Below are 17,719 nucleotides of genomic sequence, written 5' to 3' on the forward strand. Positions count from 1 at the left end.
GGGGCGGGTTAGGCGGCGATCGTCAGCCGAGTGCCGACCTCCCGGAGGGCCGCCACGGTGTCGGCGTCGGGCTCGGCATCGGTCACCAGGACACCGATGTCCCGGGTGGCGCAGAAGGACCGCAGCCCCAGGACCCCCCACTTGGAGGAGTCCAAGGTGGCCACCACCGTGCGCCCGGCGGCGACAAGCGCCTGGTTGGCGGAGGCCTCCAACAGGTTGGGGGTCATGAGCCCGGCTTCGGGGGTGAAGCCATGGGCGCCCAGGAAGACCCACTCGACGCGCATCGTGCGCAGCGCGTCGACGGCCACCAGCCCCACCAGAGCGTTCGACGGCGTGCGCTCACCCCCGGTGATCACCACCGTGGGGGCGTCGCGGTTCTCAGCGCGGGCGGCGTCGGCGGCGTCGAAGAGCACCTGCGCGGCGGGCAGCGAGTTCGTGATGACCGTCAGGGTGGGGAAGTGCTCCAGCTCGGTCAGGGCGTGGGCGAGCGCCAGGGTGGTGGTTCCGGCCGACAGCGCCAAGGAGTCCCCGGGGCGCACCATGGCGGCCGCGGCCTGACCGATGCGGCGCTTGGCGTCCGGATGGAGGGTGGACTTGGCGGTGAAGCGCGGCTCGAGGGTGGTGGGGCCGGCCGCCACCGCACCGCCGTGGACGCGCTCGACCAGCCCCTGGGTGACGAGCTCGGTGATGTCGCGGCGCACGGTCATCTCCGAGATTCCCAGCTCCTCGACGATATCGGCCACGCGAACGCCCCCAGTGGCCGCCACCCGCTCCAGGATGTGTTCCTGGCGCTGGCGGGCGAGCATCGGGGCCGGTCGGGAGGAGCCGACGGCGGAGGAGGCTGTGGGACCGGGCTGCATGGGGCCAGTCTGCCAGACCTCGTCGTCGAAAACACCCATGTCCGCACGTTCCCGCACAGAGTCGCGCAGAGTCGCGCAGAAGGGGTGGTGGTAGTTCACGTTTCGTCCATTCGGTCGGTCATGGCAGACTTATCCCCGCTCGCGCGGCGCCCCCGGCTGGGACGTGGGCGGTGCGGCGCGGTAGTGTGTCCAGGTAACCCTCGGGCGTCCGCTCGTCCCGATGAGGATCGCCTATCAGTCAACCGTCCCGCAGGAGCTCAGGAGCCATGCAGATCCCCGCACCAGACGCGCACCAGTGCGTCATCGGTGTGGCCATTGCCCTGCCCTCCCACTACGCCGCCCAGGTGCGGGCGGTGCGGGAGGCCGCGGGAGACCCGATGGCCGACGTCGTCCCGCCCCACATCACCCTGCTGCCGCCGACGGCCGTCGATGTTGACTCGCTCGATGAGGTCATGCGGCACCTGCGCAACGTGGCCGCCGGGACGCAGCCCTTCGACGTGCGCCTTGACCAGGTCGGCACCTTCCGCCCCGTCAGCCCCGTGGTCTACCTCGGCCTGCGCAGCGGCGCCCAGGAGTGCGACCGCCTCCAGATGCGGGTCCGTGACCGCCGCGGGCCTCTGGCGCGTTCGCTGAGCTTCCCCTTCCACCCGCACGTGACCCTGGCCCACGAGGTCGCCGATGAGGACCTCGACTTGGCGGCCAGGGAGGGGGCGGAGCTGGTCATGGACTTCACCGTCACCAAGCTCCACCTCTACCGCCACCTCGAGCGGTCCCTCCAACCCGGTCGGACCGACGTCGAGGGGGCCTGGGAAGTGGCCGCCGCCTTTGCCTTCGGGGGCTCTCTCGTGTCCGTCGCTGAGACGGCTGAAGTCGGCGAGGTCACGGGCGTGCCCGCTGCCTCGGCGCCAGAGACGACTCCCGTGGTCTCGGTGTGATCGGGCGTGCCAGGGCCCTGTTGGCGGCCGCGCGGCGCACTCGGATCGGTCGTGCCCTGATCCGCTACGGCACGGCGCGCGGTGCGCTCATGGCTGGCGGGATTGCCTACACCGGTATGTTCTCGATCTTCGCGGTGCTCGTCATCGGTATGAATCTGCTCATGGCGATGCTCGGCAACCGCCCCACCTTCCGAGCGGCCGTCGTCGACTCGATCAACTCCCTGCTGCCCGGCGTCATCGACACCGGCAACGGCCAGGGGTTGGTGTCCGTGAGCCAGCTGTCTGTCAGCTCGGCCTTCAATCTGGGATCGGTGGTGGCGGCAGGGGCGCTCATCTACTCGGTCATCAGCCTCATGGGTACTCTCAAGATCGCGCTGCGCGCCATGTTCGGACTGGTCAACCCCGTGATGAGGCCGGTGGTCGGGCAACTGGCGAACATCACCGGGTTTCTCGTCATGGTGGCTGGGGTGCTCGTGACCGCCGTCGCCTCGGTGGTGACGACCACGCTGTCCGGCAACGTCGGTCGGGCCCTGGGCCTGCCGGAGTCGCTGACCGGCACCGGGGCGTGGCTAGCGACGCTTCTCATCTCCTTCCTCATCGATACCGGCATCCTGGCGCTCCTCATCACCATCTGCGGTGTCCGCCCTCCCCGACGCGATCTGGCACTGGGCTGCATGCTGGGCGCCTTCGCGCTCGGCGTGCTGCGCCAGGTGGGGACTGGCGCGGTCGGTTCGGTGTCGCGCAATCCTCTCCTGGCCTCCTTCGCCGCCATCGCCGTGCTGGTCCTGTGGCTGCACTTGACCAGCCGCATCGTGCTGCTCATGGCCGCCTGGATGGCCAACCCGCCCCTGCCCCGGGACGTCGGCCATCCCGATGAGGTCCACGCCCGCGAGCGCCCCAACTACGTCACCCTCTCCGTGCCTGAGACCTTGGCCTGGCCCCGCCAGTCCATTACCGGCAGCCTCGAGGCCGACCCGACGGCGCATCCCGATTACGTCCCCCCGGTGCCGGTCTCCTGAACCCGAGGAGGGCGGGCTCGGGCCCGATCTGACGAGCAGGCGCCGGTAGGGGCGCTAGCCTGTTGCGGTGACTGACACTCCTGGTAACCCTGACAAGCCCGATCACGCTGTGCAGCTCAACGGCTCCGGTCCCACCGCCGGCCCGGCCCCGGCCATCCATGCCATCATCCCCGCCGGAGGCGCGGGTACCCGGCTGTGGCCGCTCAGCCGCCGTCACCGCCCCAAGTTCCTCCTCGACCTCACCGGGGCCGGCCACAGCCTCCTTGAGGACACCGTCGAGCGCCTCGCCCCGGTGACCGCGACGACGACGGTCGTCACCGGCGTCGCACACATCGCCGCCGTGGCCGACCAGCTCCCAGGCATCCCGCGCGAGAATCTCCTGGCCGAGCCCTCCCCGCGCGACTCCATGGCGGCCATCGGCCTGGCCGCCGCCGTCATCGCCCACCGCCACGGACGAGACGCCGTCGTCGGCTCCTTCGCCGCCGACCATACGGTGGCCGATCGGCCCGCCTTCGCCGACGCCGTGCGCCAGGCCGCCATCCTGGCCGAGCAGGGCTGGGTGGTCACCATCGGGATCGAGGCCACCGGGCCCTCGACCGCCTTCGGCTACATCCACGCCGGCGACCCCACTGATGTGCCCGGCGCTCCCGACGGTCGCCAGGTCCTGGGCTTCACCGAGAAGCCCGACGCCGACACCGCCGCCGCCTACCTGGCCACCGGCGACTACCGCTGGAACGCCGGCATGTTCGTGGTCCGTGCGGGCGTGCTCCTGGACCACCTGGCCGACCTCAGGCCGCAGTTGGCGGCCGGCATCGAGGCCATCGCCGCGGCCTGGGATACCCCCGGGCGCGAGGAGATCCTGGCCGAGCGCTGGCCGGACCTGGAGAAGATCGCCATCGACCACGCCATCGCCGAGCCGGTGGCCGCCGCCGGAGGAGTGGCCACTGTGCCGGTCTCCATGGGGTGGAACGACGTCGGCGGCTTCGACGCCCTGACCGAACTCGTCGCTCCACGAGACCAGGGACCTGCTGCCGGTGCCTGCGTGCTCGACGGCGTCGACGGCTCAGCAGCCGAGGCCCCCGGGGCCGATGTCCGGACGATCGGCTCCGATGGCGCCCTCATCGCCTCCACGTCCACACGCACAGTGGTGCTGCTGGGAGTGCCGGGTGCCGTCGTCGTCGATACCCCCGACGCTCTCCTGGTCACCACGCCCGAGCGCGCCCAGGACGTCAAGGGAGTCGTGGACGCCCTGCGAGCCGCTGGACGCCAGGACCTGCTCTAGCGGTTCCAGCAGAGACCACTGAGGGGCCCGGCGCCGGGAGAAGAGACTTCTCCGGCGCCGGGCCCTTGCGCTGAAACCTAGGCGATTACGAGCCGAGTCCGGTGGATCGCACGGTGTGAGAATGCGGGATTTTCGCCTATCCTGGACATGCGGATGTGTCCACTGTCGCATGCGAGAACCAGGGAGGTTTCCATGAAGAAGGCCTGCTCCGCGATGACGCTCGGTGCGGCCCTGGCTCTGGCCCTGGCCGCCTGCGGGACGCCACCGGCGCAGCGGCCCACGCGCAACCTCGAGGGTGCCAAGGACTTCACCGCCTGCATGCTCTCCGATGAGGGCGGCTTCGACGACCACTCCTTCAACGAGTCCGGCAAGAAGGGCCTGGACCGGGCCGGCAAGGAGCTCGGCGTCAAGACCATCGCGGTGCAGTCGGAGAGCTCGGCTGACTACGCCACCAACATCTACGCGCTCATCCAGCAGAACTGCAAGCTCGTCATCGGCGTCGGCTTCAACATCGCCGCCGACCTGACCGAGTCGGCCAAGACCAACCCCGACATCCAATTCGCCCTCATCGACGCCTCCTTCATCGGCGCTGACGGACAGCTCGCCACCCTGCCCAACGCCAAGCCCCTCCTGTTCAAGACGGCCGAGGCCGCCTACCTGGCCGGCTACGCCGCCGCCGGCACCTCCCGGACCGGGGTGGTGGGCACCTACGGCGGCAAGCCCCTGCCCACCGTCCAGATCTTCATGGACGGCTTCGCCAAGGGCGTGGCCAAGTACAACGAGGACACCGGTGCTGCCGTCCAGGTCAAGGGCTGGGACACCACCACCGGCAAGGGCGGATCCTTCGTCGGCAACTTCTCCGACGCCGCCAAGGGCAGGGCCATCACCGAGCAATTCGTCTCCCAGGGCGCCGACATCGTCATGCCCGTGGCCGGGCCCGTCGGCCAGGGCACGCTGTCCGCCATCAAGCAGAAGAACGATGCGGGCGGTGCCAACGCCGTTATCTGGGTCGACTCCGACGGCTACACCTCCACCGGCGACGGCAACATCATCATGACCTCTGTGGTCAAGGAGATCGGCAACTCGGTCTACGACACCGTCAAGAACGCTTCCGAAGGCAGATACTCCGCCGAGCCCTACATCGGAACCCTGAAGAACAAGGGGGTGGCCGTCGCCCCCTTCCACGACTTCGACTCCCAGGTGCCTGCGCCGGTCAAGGCGCGCATCGAGGAGCTACGCGCCCAGATCATCGCCGGAACCCTCGACGTCACGACCCCCTATGACCCCTCCTGAACGCCCGCCCGGGGCCAGCGCCCCGAGCCTCCACCGCCCTCCTCGTCCTCTGGAAGCGAGCCTGTTGTGAAGCTTGAGCTGCGCGGGATCACGAAGGCCTTCGGGCCGCTCGTGGCCAACGACCATATCGACCTGATCATCGAGCCCGGCCAGATCCACGCCCTCCTGGGAGAGAACGGCGCCGGCAAGTCCACGCTCATGAACGTCCTCTACGGCCTCTACCGGCCCGACGCCGGAGCGATCCTCATCGACGACGAGCCCGTGACCTTCTCCGGACCGGGCGACGCCGTGGCCGCCGGCATTGGCATGGTCCACCAGCACTTCATGCTCGTGCCCGTCTTCACGGTGGCCGAATCCGTCGCCCTGGGATACGAGCCGGTCGGGCCGCTGGGAATCATCGACGCCGACGCCGCCGCGGCCAAGGTCACCGAGATCTCCCGCCGCTTCGGCTTCGACGTCGACCCGAACGCCCTCATCGAGGACCTGCCCGTGGGCGTCCAGCAGCGCGTGGAGATCATCAAGGCCCTCGCCCGCGACGCCAAGGTCCTCATCCTCGACGAGCCCACCGCCGTGCTCACCCCGCAGGAGACCGATGAGCTCATCGCCATCATGCGCGAGCTCAAGGCCTCCGGAACCTCGATCGTCTTCATCACCCACAAGCTGCGAGAGATCCGCGAGGTCGCCGACACCATCACCGTCATCCGCCGCGGCCGCGTCGTGGGCACCGCCGAGCCCACCGCTCCGGCCGCCGAGCTCGCCGGTCTCATGGTCGGCCGCGACGTCTCCCTCACCATCGACAAGTCCCCGGCCGAAGCCGGACGGGAAACGCTCGCTTTGAGCGGCGTCGGCCTCGTCGAGGACGGCGCCGTCCTGCTCGACGACGTCGACCTGAACGTGCGCGCCGGCGAAATCCTCGCCATCGCGGGCGTCCAGGGCAACGGGCAGACCGAGCTGAGCGAGGTCATCCTCGGGCTGCGCTCGCCGACCACCGGCACCATCGCCTTTGACGGCCACGACGTCACCCGCCACGGGGTGCGCCGCCGGCTGCGGGCCGGACTCGGTTTCGTTCCCGAGGATCGCTCCACCGACGGCATGGTCGCCGAGCTCTCCGTCGCCGAGAACATGGTCCTGGACCGCTACGACGACCCCGTCCTGGGCCGGGGGCCGTCGCTGTCGCCGCTCCGCGTGCGCCAGGCCGCCCACCGGATGCGCGAGGAGTTCGACGTGCGCGTCACCGACGTCGACGACGCCATCTCGACCCTCTCGGGTGGCAACCAGCAGAAGGCCATCCTTGCCCGCGAGCTCTCCCGACCCCTCAAGGTCCTCGTCGCCTCCCAACCCACCCGCGGCCTGGACGTTGGCTCCATCGAGTTCGTCCACCAGCGCATCGTCGCCGAGCGCGACACCGGCACTGCCGTCCTCATCATCTCCTCAGAGCTCGACGAGATATACGCCCTGGCCGACCGGATCGCCGTCATGTACCGCGGGCGGATCGTCGGCATCGTCCCCGCCGACACCGCCCGCGACGCCCTGGGCCTCATGATGGCCGGCACCCCCGCCGAGCAGGCCCTCGACCCTCAGGAGCAGCAACGATGAGCACACCCTCCACCGGCTCCGGCACTGCACCGACGCCGACAGTCCAGTCCGAGGAGCGGTCCGCGCCCAGCCCGAGCAGCCAGTCCGCCCTGTTGCGGCAGGTCGCCTCCTCGCCGGCCGTCGTCGGGCTGCTCGCGATCCTGGCCGCCCTCGTCCTGTCCTCGATCCTCATCCTCGCGGCCGACTCCCAGGTGCGCTACACGGCCGGCTACCTCCTCAACCGCCCCGGCGACTTCCTCCACGCCGCCGGATCTACCCTGAGCGAGGCCTACAGCTCGCTGCTGCGCGGCTCGGTCCTGGACTGGCGGGCCACCACGGGCGTGCGCATGATCCGCCCCATCACCGATACCCTCACCAACGCCACCCCGCTCATCATCGCCGGGCTCGGCGTGGCAGTGGCCTTTCGCGCCGGACTGTTCAACATCGGCGGCCAGGGGCAGATGATCCTCGGGGCGATCACGGCCTGCTACGTGGGCATCGCCTGGAACCTGCCGCCGGTGGTCCACCTGCTCCTGGCCGTCGTCGGGGCGGCCCTGGGAGGACTGCTCTGGGGCGGTATCGCCGGAGTCCTCAAGGCCCGTACCGGCGCCAATGAGGTCATCGTGACGATCATGCTCAACTCGATCGCCGCCCACTTGCTGTCCCAGGTACTCAGTCTCAAGGCCTTCAACGGGGAGGGGGAGACCGGTAACCGCAAGTCGCTGACCGTGGCCGACTCCGCCCAGTACCCCTCGCTCGCCGGCAGCTCCTTCCGCCTCCACGCCGGCTTCCTCCTGGCCCTGCTGGCCGCGGCGGCCGTGTGGTGGCTCATGGAGCGCTCCCGCCTCGGTTTCCAGCTGCGGGCCACCGGCCTGAACCCCGACGCCGCCCGCACCGCCGGCATGAGCGTGCCCCGGGTGACGAGCCTGGTCATGATGATATCCGGCGCCCTGTGCGGGATCGCCGCCAGTGCTCCGGTCCTGGGAACCCAGAAGAGCATGGACGAGTCCGTTGCGGGAACCATCGGCTTCGACGCCATCACCGTGGCGCTGCTGGGCCGCTCCCGGCCCGTGGGAACCGTCCTGGCAGGCCTGCTCTTCGGCGCCCTGCGCGCCGGCGGAACCGCCATGCAGGCCGCGCCCGGCACCCACATCAAGATCGTCCTGGTCCTGCAGTCCACGATCGTGCTGTTCATCGCCGCTCCGCCTCTGGTCCGAGCCATCTTCCGGCTGCCGGAGCGCCGGGCGCTCACGGGCGGCGCCGATCCGTCCCCCGCCTCAGTGCCGGCCGCGGCTACGGCCACTCCCACCGCGAAGGAGGCCTGAGCCATGACGGCGTCATCCACCTCAACCGGGTCAACCGCTTCAGTCGCCTCCGCCTCCACGGCCGTGGAGCCCATGAACCTCAAGATCCCGATCACCGGCGTCGTCGTGTTCCTCCTGCAGGGACTCATGGCGCTGAGCGCCCGCGGTTCGACCACCTTCCGGTTCACCGTCCCCTCCGACTTCTTCCAGTTCGAGGACTCCACACTCAACGCACGGCTGATTATTCTCATCGCCGCGGGGATCGTCGCCGCAGTCACCGCCGTCGCCCTCGTACGGGCCATGCATCGCCGCGAGGACACTGCCTGGGTGAGCGTCCTCATGGGCGTCGGATTCGTTGTCGCATTCCTGGCCTGGGCCGGCGCCGGACGCAACGGCGTCATCCCCCTGGTGACCATCCTGTCCTCTGCGCTGGGGCTGAGCGTCCCGCTCGTCTACGGGTCGCTGGCCGGGATTATCGGGGAGCGCTCGGGCACCATCAACATCGCCATCGAGGGCCAGCTTTTGGGCGGGGCCTTCCTGGGCGCCGTCGTCGCCTCGGCCTGCTCCAGCCCGTGGGCGGGGCTCTTCGCCGCGCCCGTGGCCGGAGTCCTCGTGGCGCTCCTGCTGGCCCTGTTCGGACTGCGCTACCGGGTCAACCAGATCGTCGTCGGCGTCGTCCTCAACGTCCTGGTCTCGGGGCTGACCGGCTTCCTGTTCTCCACCTTCTTGTCATCCAGCCCCAGCCTCAACCGTGCCCTGCGCCTGCCCACCCTGGCGGTGCCGATCCTGTCCCGGATCCCGATCATCGGGCCGGTCCTCTTCCGCCAGACGATCCTCGTCTACCTCATGTACGTCGCCGTGGCGGTCCTGTCCGCCATGCTCTTCCGCTCCCGCTGGGGACTGAGGCTGCGGGCCTGCGGCGAACACCCCAAGGCCGCCGACACCGTCGGCATCAAGGTGATGCGCACCCGCGTGGCCAACCTCGCCCTGGCCGGGGCGCTGGCCGGACTGGGCGGGGCGTTCTTCACCGTCGGCTCGGGCCTGTCCTTCGATAACGACATGACCGCCGGCAACGGCTACATCGCCCTGGCCGCCATGATCCTGGGTGCCTGGCGACCCCTGGGCTCCCTGGGGGCGGCCCTGCTCTTCGGTTTCGCCACCTCGGTGGCCCAGACCCTGCCGATCATCGGCAGCTCTGTCTCACCTGACATCATCTCCATGATCCCCTACATCGTCACGATCCTGGCGGTGGCCGGATTCGTGGGCAAGGTGCGCGCCCCCGCCGCCGAGGGGGTGCCCTACCCGTGAGCAGCATCGCGCCCACCGATCTGACCGACGCCCACTGGCGGGACCTGCACGAGCTCGCCGTGGAGGCCATGACCCACGCCTACGCCCCCTATTCCCGCTTCAAGGTCGGCGCCGCCGCCTTGGTCGACGACGGCCGACTCGTCTCGGGGTGCAATGTCGAGAACGCCGGCTACGGCGTCACCCTGTGTGCCGAGTGCGGGCTCGTCTCCGAGCTCATCCGCACCGGGGGCGGCCGCCTGGTCGCCTTCGCCTGCGTGGACGCTCTCGGCCGCGCCTGCGCCCCGTGCGGGCGCTGCCGCCAGCTCCTGAGCGAGCACGCCGCCGACGATATGGTGCTGGCCATGCCCTCGGGGATGATGAGCATCGACGAGGTCCTGCCCGACCGCTTCACCGCTGATGACGTCGAGCGCGTCGTCGGCCAGCAGAGCTGAGGGCCGGCTGACCAGCAGCCACAGATGGAGGAGAAACCCCGTGACCGTCCCCGCCGCCCCGCCGGTCGTCGAGCCCTTCGACGCCGTCGACGTCATCGCCGCCAAGCGCGACGGCGCCACCCTGACCGACACCCAGATCGACTGGGTCGTGGAGGCCTACACCCGCGGCGCCGTCGCCGAGGAGCAGATGAGCGCCCTGGCCATGGCCATCTACCTGCGCGGCATGAGCCGGGCCGAGATCACCCGCTGGACCGGCGCCATGATCGCCTCTGGGGAGCGAATGGACTTCTCCGGCCTCGGGCGGCCCACGGCGGACAAGCACTCCACCGGGGGAGTGGGGGACAAGATCACCCTGCCGCTGGCGCCGCTCGTGGCCGTCTTCGGCGTGAGCGTCCCCCAGCTATCCGGACGCGGGCTCGGGCACACCGGCGGGACCCTGGACAAGATGGAGTCCATCCCCGGCTGGCGGGCCGATCTCACTGGCGAGGAGATCCTGGCGATGCTCGGGCCCAGCGGCCCCGGCGCCGTCATCTGCGCCGCCGGGGCGAGCCTGGCCCCCGCCGACAAGCGCCTCTACGCTCTGCGCGACACCACCGCCACCGTCTCCTGCGTCCCGCTCATCGCCTCCTCGATCATGTCCAAGAAGATCGCCGAGGGAACCGGCGCCCTCGTCCTGGACGTCAAGGTCGGCTCGGGGGCCTTCATGAAGGAGCTCGACCAGGCCCGCGAGCTCGCCTCCACCATGGTGGCCCTGGGCACCGACGCCGGCGTGACCACCCGAGCCCTGCTGACCGACATGTCCACCCCGCTCGGACTCACCGCCGGCAACGCCCTCGAGGTTGCCGAGTCCCTCGAGGTGCTCGCCGGCGGGGGACCGGCCGACGTCGTCGATCTCACCGTGGCCTTGGCCCTGGAGATGTGCGCCGCCGCCGGCAGACCCGTGGAGAAGGACCAGGCCCGCGCCGCGCTGGCCGACGGGCGTGCTATGGACGTCTGGCGCGACATGGTCGCCCGCCAGGGAGGGGACCCGGACGCGCCCCTGCCCCAGGCGCCCGAGACCGAGACCGTTACCGCCCCGGCCGACGGCGTTCTGACCACCTTGGACGCCCTCGCCGTCGGGGTGGCCGCCTGGCGCCTCGGGGCCGGGCGCGCCCGCAAAGAGGACCCGGTCCAGGCCGTCGCCGGCGTCACCATGCACGCCAAGCCGGGCGACGAGGTGCGCGCCGGACAGGAGCTGCTCACCCTGCACACCGCCACGCCCGAGCGCTTCACCCGCGCCCGGGAGGCGCTCGCTGGCGGCATCGTCATCTCCCAGGCCGGTTCCCCGCAGGCGGCCGACGCCGTCGCCCGCCGTGAGCGCGGCGTCGTCCTGGAGCGCATCGGATGACCACGCCCCGGCAGGTAGAGCCAGCCATCGTCGTCCGGGCCGTCAATTCCCGGCTACGGGTGGGGCGCCTCACCCAGGCGGGCCAGGCCATCACCCTCACCCAGACCGACGGCACCACCTGCGGGCCCACCTGCCTCCTGGCCGCCCGCCTGCTCCTGGCGCCCGGCGATCGCGCTGCCATGACGGGGGAGCTCGTCCAGGAGATGGCCGCGTCGGAGCCCGGCCGGGAGGGCAAGCAGCTGTTATCCGTCCTGTCCCGCCAGCAACTGCGGCTCCAACGGGCCATGAATGTCCACGGTCTGGGGGTCCTGCCCTGGCCGAAGGCGCTTGGGTCCACGCCCTGGTCCGTGGCCCGGCAGATGACCGGGATCGTGAGCGCCTGCGCTCTTGGTGACTCGCGCCGCCGTTACGCAGTGAGGTGGGTGAGCGACCACGGTCCCGCTTGGGGGCGTGAAGTCGCCTCGATCCGTGAGGTGCTGGCAGGCGGGCTCCCGGTCATCCTGGTCACCGGCGGCCCTCTCGTCCTCGATGACGTCGCCGAGGGCGAGCCCACTGTCGGGTCGCGGCTGCGCACATCCCTGGCGCGAACCCCGGCCGTGCCCCGCCACTACGTCCTGGCCCTGCCTTGGCAGACCATCGGGCAGGAGGACCCCGGCGAGGGAAGCGCGCACATCTACGAGCCCTCCAGCGGATCCGTGCGACCCCTCGACCTGACCGCTGTGCGTGATCCGCACCGCCCCGGCCCCCGCGAGCTCGGCGGCTGGCCCCGCATCCTCGCCATCATCGCGCCCGAAAACTGACCACCAAGAGTATTATCCTGACTCAAGGGGTGGGAAAAGGTTCTGTCATCCTGAAAGGCGGGCGCGTGTTCTCCTTGTCGGCACCGGAAGCGGCGTTCATCCTGCTGTACGTTGCAGGCATGGTCTCAGCGTTGTACATCTTTGTCAGCGCAAGAGGGGTTCGTAGCGCTGTGGTGCTGTTGTGTGCCTTCTCCCTTCCCATCCTGGGTTCGGTGGTCGCGGTGGCGCTCGTGGCCGGGAGGTTGAGAACCAGATACGCCGATCTACGTTCCGGTGAGGGGGACGCCTGATGTCGCCTGTCGGCCATGATGCGGATCTCCGGGGTACTCAGCGAGCCCTGGCGATCATGATCTTCGCCGTCGGAGTACTCGGGGCGGTGACGATCCTGTCGGTCCCCTTCGCCATCGGCCTGTACGGTCTGCGCGGATTATGGATCCCGGCAGTTCTACTCATCCCGCTCACCCTGCAGGGGTGGGGGCTTCGCGTCCTCCGCCGGGCCGAGTCGACTTTGCCCGGATGAGACTGATCGGGCCATGATGACGTGACCCGCTCCGCCAGGAAGGACCCCCATGACCACACGCGCCCGGATCGCCCGCCTCATCGACCACACCCTCCTCAAACCTGAGGCCACTGCCGCCCAGGTCGACGCGCTCATCGCCGAGGCCGCCGCCCTGGGCGCCTACAGCGTGTGCGTCTCCCCGAGCCTCCTCCCGCTGAACCTGCCCGACGGACTGCACCTGGCCACCGTCTGCGGCTTCCCCTCCGGCGCCCACGCCACTGCCGTCAAGGCCGCTGAGGCCGCCGACGCCATCGCCAAGGGCGCCGAGGAGATCGACATGGTCGTCAACCTCCGCCTCGTCAAGGAGGGCGACATCGACGCCGTCGAAGCCGACATCCGCGGTGTGCGCGAGGCCTGCCGGGGTGCCGTCCTCAAGGTCATCATCGAGTCCGCGGCCCTCACCGATGAGGAGATCGTCTCCACCTGCCGCGCCGCCGAGGCCGCCGGAGCCGACTTCGTCAAGACCTCCACCGGCTTCCATCCCGCCGGAGGAGCCTCCACCCATGCCGTCGCCCTCATGCGCACCACCGTCGGAGACCGCCTCGGCGTTAAGGCCTCCGGCGGCATCCGCACCGCCGCCGACGCCCTCGCCATGGTCGAAGCCGGAGCCAACCGCCTGGGGCTGTCCGCCTCCGCCGCCGTCCTCGAGGGACTGGACGACTGAGGCGCCCATGCCCGGCTGAGTACCACCGACGACCTGGCATCATCGCCGGGTCCGTCATCGTGCACACAAGGCCGCGTTAGGAAGGCTCGTCTCAACTTGCAAAGTTTCGGGTACCCGAAACTATACTCGGCACTATGAGAACCATCCCCAGTATGAGCCGCCGCAGCGCTGCGGCCCTCGCCTGTCTCGCCCTGTCCTTTCCGACCCTGGCGGCCTGCGGTCGCAGTTCCACCTCCGCCGACGCGTCGGGCACGGTCAAAGCGGTCGCCTCCACCACCCAGATCTGCGACTACATCACCCAGCTCGCCACCGGCGACGCCTCCAGCGAGCTCTCCTTCGACCGCACCGGAGCCGACGGCAAGACCCAGCACTTCGGCGCCGACGCCGCCAAGGCCAAGTCCCGCCTCAAGCTCACCTGCCTGCTGGCCCCCAACGCCTCGGCGCACCAGCACGACATGACCACGGCGCAGTCCAAGGCCCTGTCCGAGGCGGATCTCTTCTTCATCTCCGGCGTCGATCTGGAGCACTTCCTGGACTCCGCCGTCGACTCCACCGGCTTCAAGGGCACCATGGTGGTGACCTCCGGCGTCGCCGGGGCCGCCGACATCGATGACCTGGCCGCTCAGAAGAAGAAGGAGGAGGCCAAGCCCTACAAGGTCGACCGGGGCAGCGCCAAGATCGAGGTCGCCAAGTGGCCCTTCCCGCCTGAGGAGGGTGAGAGCCAGCCCGAGTTCCGCTTCGACCCGCACGTGTGGACCTCGCCGAAGAACGCCATCGTCCAGGTCTCCAACATCGGCGCCGCCCTGGAGAAGGCCGCCCCCGACCAGGCCGGTGTCTTCCGCAGCCACGTGGACGCCTACGTCGCCAAGCTCAAGACCCTCGACGGGTGGGCCGCAGACTCTCTGAACTCGGTGCCTCAGGAACAACGGGTCCTGTTCACCAGCCACGACGCCTTCGGCTACTTCAGCGCCGAGTTCGGCGTGAAGTTCGAGGGCGCGGCTTTGTCCGACTTCAACGCCCAGCAGGACGCCACCGCCGACAAGATCCAGGAGACCGCAAACAAGGTCAAGGCCTCCGGAGCCGTGGCCATCTTCGCCGAGAACTCCAACAACCCCAAGTCCGTCCAGAAGGTCGCTGAGGTCGCCGGGGTCAAGGCCGTCATCGGTGACGAAGCGCTCTACGGCGATTCCCTGGGCACCCCCGGCTCTGACGGCGAAACCTACATCGGCTCCATCCTCCACAACGTCTCCAACCTCACCAAGGCCTGGGGCGGCACAGTAGCCGAGATCCCCGCCGACCTCGTCCAGTGGACCCCCAAGGCATCCGACGTCAAGTGAGGAACCACATGACAGACCCCCACGATTCCGCACTCGCCGCGGCCGAGCCGGTCGTCACCCTGGAGGACGCCTCCTTCTCCTACGGCGCTTCGACGGTACTCACCGGTGTCAACGGCCGGGTCCCGGCCGGGCAGGCCCTCGCTCTCGTCGGCCCCAACGGTTCGGGCAAGACGACGCTTATGCGGGCCCTGCTCGGCATGGTGACCATCAGTGCCGGGAGGGTGCGGGTCAACGGGGCGGCGCCGGGGCGCGCGCCGCGCGGGTCTGTCGGATACGTGCCCCAGGTCAGCGACCTTGATCCCACCTTTCCCGTTACCGTGCGGGAGGTGGTCCAGATGGGCATGTACTCCCAACTCGGCATCCTGCGGCGCCCCGGAGCCCAGACCCGTCGTCGGGCCCTGGAGGCCCTGGAGAGCGTCGGCCTGGCCGATCGCGCCGAACGCCGTTTCGGCACCCTGTCCGGCGGTCAGCAGCAGCGCGTCCTCGTGGCGCGCTGCGTGGCTGCCCGGCCCCGCCTCATCCTCCTCGACGAGCCCTTCAACGGCCTGGACCAGCCCAACCGCGAGGCCCTGCTGTCCATCATCACCGACCTCAAGGAGCAGGGCATCTCGCTGATCATCTCCACCCACGATCTGGTCTTGGCCCAGGAGACCTGCGAGCAGGTCGCGCTCCTGGCCGGACGCCAGATCGCCTTCGGGCCTCGCGACGAGGTCCTCGTCGCCCGCTACATTGACGAGGCCTACGGCGGCCACGGCACCACCCGGCTACTGGGCCTGCGCTCCGCGGCCGAGGCGGGTGAATCGCAGTGAACGACTTCATAACGCTCTTCAGCCAGGCCATCGAGCAGCTGCGCCTGGCGGCCGTCAACGTGCCGGGCCTCGCGCCCCTGGCCGACGCCCCCTTCCTCTTCCGGCCCCTGGTCATGGTGGTGCTCTTGGGCGTCGTCGCCGGCGTCATCGGCGTCATCATCAACCTGCGCAGCGCCGAGTTCAGCGCCGAGGCCATGGTCCACGCCATCTTCCCCGGGATCGTCGCCGGCGCCGTCTACTGGGGGATCAACGCGATCATCCCGGCCGCCTCCGTCGTCGCCGTCGCCGCGGCCCTGGTCCTGACCCTCGTCTCCCATCGCTCGCGTCGGGGCGAGGCCTCCGAAGCGGGCACCGCCGTCGTCCTGACCAGCTTCTTCTCCATCGGGCTCATCCTGTCCCTGGCCAAGGGCGACATGTCGGGTCAGCTTGAGGCCCTCATGTTCGGCCGGCTGTTGGAGGTCACCGATGAACGCCTGGCCCAGGCGCTCATCGTGTGCGCCGTTGCGCTCGTGCTCATCATGACAACCTGGAAGGAGCAGATCGCCTACGCTTTCGACCGTACCGGCGCCCGTGCCTCCGGACTGCGGCTCCTCGCGCTCGATCTGGCCCTCAACACCGCCATCGCGGCCGCTGTCGTCTCGGCCTCGACGGCGGTGGGAACCCTCCTCGTCATCGGCTACCTCGTCATCCCCGGAGCGACGGCGCGCATCCTCGTCTCCCGGGTGCGCACCATGGTCCTCGTTGCGATCGGAGTCGGCGTGGGCGGCGGCTACCTCGGCATGCTGCTCATGGCCCTGCCCGCAACCCTCGACAAACCCATCTCCCCGCAAGCCTCCGTTGCCCTGGTGATGACCGCCATCCTCCTCCTCGCCGTCGGTGTCACCGCTGCGCGCGAGAGGCTCCGCAGACCGGCTCGGCGTGCTCGCTCGGCGCAGTCCGCACAGGTTTCGACGACGACGGCGCGCAGCGCCGACTCGTGCGCCGCCTCCCCGGACGAGTCCGCGAGTACGGAGGGCGCAGCGGTCCCGATGGCCGAAGGGAGCCGGGCATGAGCATCGGCCTCGACATCCTCCTCCTGCCCATCGTCGAGGTGGTCCTCATGGGGCTGCTGGCCGGGCTCGTGGGAGCGATCGCACTCGTCCACCGCAGAATCTTCTTCACCGAGTCACTCACCCACGCGACCTTCCCCGGCGCGATCGTCGGAGTGGTTGTGGCCGCCTGGCTCTCACAGGCGCTCCTCGGACGGCGCGCCGACTTCACCCTCCTGTCCGCCCTTGTGCTCGTGGGAGCCGGGCTCATGTGCCTGCCGATGATCTGGTTGATGCGCCGACTCTCCCAAGTGCCGGGAGTGACATCGCAGTCGGCGGCAGGCGTGGTCCTCACCTTCGGCTTCGCCCTGGGCTACTTCCTCTCCAAGTGGTTCGCCCCGCTACCCCTCAAGGTGGACTCCTTCCTAGCCGGATCCGTACTCAACGTCAGTCGCGTGGACGTCATCGCCGTCGGCGTCGTCCTGGCGCTGACGGTGCTCGTGCTTTTCGTGGCCGGGCGGTTCCTCACCTTCTACAGCTTCGATCCGTTGGGCTACCGGGCCAGTGGCCTGCGTCCCGCGTGGGCTGAAGCCACCGTCATGGTCATGATCACCCTGACCATCGTCATGCTGGTGCCCGCCGTGGGAACGATTCTGCCCATCGCGCTCATCGCCGCGCCGGCGGCAGCACTGGCACCGTGGACCTCCACCATGCGCCGGCTGCTCGTGTCAGCCCCGATCCTCGGCGCCGCCACTGCCCTGGTGGGGTTGCTGGCCGCGGTGCGGCTGAGCCTGTCCGCAGGCGGCGTCATCGCCGTGGCCTCAGGATTGGTGTACCTCATATCCGCCATCGCCCACTGGATCGCCATGAGCAGAGTCCGAGCACGGATCCCGTTCCGGCGCTGAGCCCTTCGCGCACGGAGTTTCGACGATCATGGCGGCAAGGCCGTGGTGAGAACGCCGTAGGGGGCGCTGGTGTGTCATCGGCTCGCCTCGGCACCGGATCGCCGGCTCTGCTCTGTCAGGTTGGGCTCTTCTGGGGCAGGGTGGTGATCGGTGCCGGTCCGGCCCCGCCACAAGCCCCTCTCGTCGATTAAACCCCACCCTTGGAGAACCGGGACGTCGAAGA

Annotated in this window: 18 protein-coding genes; 17 read left to right on the forward strand and 1 reads right to left on the reverse strand. The window is 69.8% G+C overall.

Annotated features, from left to right (window positions below; genetic code table 11):
• Positions 1 to 8: 8 nt before the first annotated feature.
• Entirely contained in the window at positions 9 to 806 is a 798-nt protein-coding gene (locus tag HMPREF0975_RS07080; RefSeq protein ID WP_034474370.1) for a DeoR/GlpR family DNA-binding transcription regulator, read from the reverse strand.
• Between the two features lie 320 nt (positions 807 to 1,126).
• Here HMPREF0975_RS07080 and HMPREF0975_RS07085 point away from each other — a divergent pair, with 320 nt between their 5' ends.
• The 17 genes from HMPREF0975_RS07085 (at position 1,127) to HMPREF0975_RS07165 (ending at position 17,496) form a co-directional block, all read left to right on the forward strand.
• Positions 1,127 to 1,795: a 2'-5' RNA ligase family protein gene (locus tag HMPREF0975_RS07085; protein WP_009233459.1), complete on the forward strand. Its 669-nt coding sequence runs from the start codon at positions 1,127 to 1,129 to the stop codon at positions 1,793 to 1,795.
• Entirely contained in the window at positions 1,792 to 2,814 is a 1,023-nt protein-coding gene (locus HMPREF0975_RS07090) for a YihY/virulence factor BrkB family protein (protein ID WP_009233460.1), read from the forward strand. Before HMPREF0975_RS07085 ends, HMPREF0975_RS07090 begins: the two co-directional genes overlap by 4 nt.
• A gap of 109 nt (positions 2,815 to 2,923) precedes the next feature.
• Positions 2,924 to 4,096: a mannose-1-phosphate guanylyltransferase gene (locus tag HMPREF0975_RS07095; RefSeq protein ID WP_009233461.1), complete on the forward strand. Its 1,173-nt coding sequence runs from the start codon at positions 2,924 to 2,926 to the stop codon at positions 4,094 to 4,096.
• A 192-nt stretch (positions 4,097 to 4,288) separates the two neighbouring features.
• A complete protein-coding gene (locus tag HMPREF0975_RS07100; protein WP_009233462.1) occupies positions 4,289 to 5,389 on the forward strand; it encodes a BMP family lipoprotein in 1,101 nt (366 codons plus the stop codon).
• A gap of 66 nt (positions 5,390 to 5,455) precedes the next feature.
• Positions 5,456 to 6,985, forward strand: a complete 1,530-nt coding sequence (locus tag HMPREF0975_RS07105; RefSeq protein WP_009233463.1) for an ABC transporter ATP-binding protein — start codon at positions 5,456 to 5,458, stop codon at positions 6,983 to 6,985.
• On the forward strand, positions 6,982 to 8,289 hold the full coding sequence (locus HMPREF0975_RS07110) for an ABC transporter permease (RefSeq protein ID WP_009233464.1): 1,308 nt from the start codon (positions 6,982 to 6,984) through the stop codon (positions 8,287 to 8,289). Before HMPREF0975_RS07105 ends, HMPREF0975_RS07110 begins: the two co-directional genes overlap by 4 nt.
• A 3-nt stretch (positions 8,290 to 8,292) precedes the next feature.
• Positions 8,293 to 9,576, forward strand: a complete 1,284-nt coding sequence (locus tag HMPREF0975_RS07115) for an ABC transporter permease (RefSeq protein ID WP_009233465.1) — start codon at positions 8,293 to 8,295, stop codon at positions 9,574 to 9,576.
• Positions 9,573 to 10,007, forward strand: coding sequence for a cytidine deaminase (locus HMPREF0975_RS07120; protein ID WP_009233466.1), 435 nt, complete (start codon positions 9,573 to 9,575; stop codon positions 10,005 to 10,007). The genes HMPREF0975_RS07115 and HMPREF0975_RS07120 overlap by 4 nt, the downstream gene beginning before the upstream one ends.
• Before the next feature lie 40 nt (positions 10,008 to 10,047).
• Positions 10,048 to 11,394, forward strand: a complete 1,347-nt coding sequence (locus tag HMPREF0975_RS07125; protein WP_009233467.1) for a thymidine phosphorylase — start codon at positions 10,048 to 10,050, stop codon at positions 11,392 to 11,394.
• Complete coding sequence (locus HMPREF0975_RS07130) at positions 11,391 to 12,194, forward strand: hypothetical protein (RefSeq protein WP_009233468.1); 804 nt, start codon at positions 11,391 to 11,393, stop codon at positions 12,192 to 12,194. The genes HMPREF0975_RS07125 and HMPREF0975_RS07130 overlap by 4 nt, the downstream gene beginning before the upstream one ends.
• A 29-nt stretch (positions 12,195 to 12,223) precedes the next feature.
• The gene (locus HMPREF0975_RS07135) at positions 12,224 to 12,484 is read left to right on the forward strand and encodes a hypothetical protein (protein WP_156808212.1); all 261 of its coding nucleotides are present in this window, start codon (positions 12,224 to 12,226) and stop codon (positions 12,482 to 12,484) included.
• Positions 12,484 to 12,714, forward strand: a complete 231-nt coding sequence (locus tag HMPREF0975_RS07140) for a hypothetical protein (RefSeq protein WP_009233470.1) — start codon at positions 12,484 to 12,486, stop codon at positions 12,712 to 12,714. The genes HMPREF0975_RS07135 and HMPREF0975_RS07140 overlap by 1 nt, the downstream gene beginning before the upstream one ends.
• A gap of 49 nt (positions 12,715 to 12,763) precedes the next feature.
• The gene (deoC, locus tag HMPREF0975_RS07145; RefSeq protein ID WP_009233471.1) at positions 12,764 to 13,417 is read left to right on the forward strand and encodes a deoxyribose-phosphate aldolase; all 654 of its coding nucleotides are present in this window, start codon (positions 12,764 to 12,766) and stop codon (positions 13,415 to 13,417) included.
• A 152-nt stretch (positions 13,418 to 13,569) separates the two neighbouring features.
• Entirely contained in the window at positions 13,570 to 14,754 is a 1,185-nt protein-coding gene (locus HMPREF0975_RS07150) for a metal ABC transporter substrate-binding protein (protein WP_049939569.1), read from the forward strand.
• An 8-nt stretch (positions 14,755 to 14,762) separates the two neighbouring features.
• A complete protein-coding gene (locus tag HMPREF0975_RS07155) occupies positions 14,763 to 15,563 on the forward strand; it encodes a metal ABC transporter ATP-binding protein (RefSeq protein ID WP_009233473.1) in 801 nt (266 codons plus the stop codon).
• Positions 15,560 to 16,615 (forward strand): metal ABC transporter permease, encoded by a 1,056-nt coding sequence (locus HMPREF0975_RS07160; protein ID WP_009233474.1) that lies wholly within the window; start codon positions 15,560 to 15,562, stop codon positions 16,613 to 16,615. Before HMPREF0975_RS07155 ends, HMPREF0975_RS07160 begins: the two co-directional genes overlap by 4 nt.
• The gene (locus tag HMPREF0975_RS07165; protein WP_009233475.1) at positions 16,612 to 17,496 is read left to right on the forward strand and encodes a metal ABC transporter permease; all 885 of its coding nucleotides are present in this window, start codon (positions 16,612 to 16,614) and stop codon (positions 17,494 to 17,496) included. The genes HMPREF0975_RS07160 and HMPREF0975_RS07165 overlap by 4 nt, the downstream gene beginning before the upstream one ends.
• Positions 17,497 to 17,719 lie beyond the last annotated feature (223 nt).

This window comes from Actinomyces sp. oral taxon 849 str. F0330 (assembly GCF_000239715.1).
Lineage (GTDB): Bacteria > Actinomycetota > Actinomycetes > Actinomycetales > Actinomycetaceae > Actinomyces > Actinomyces johnsonii.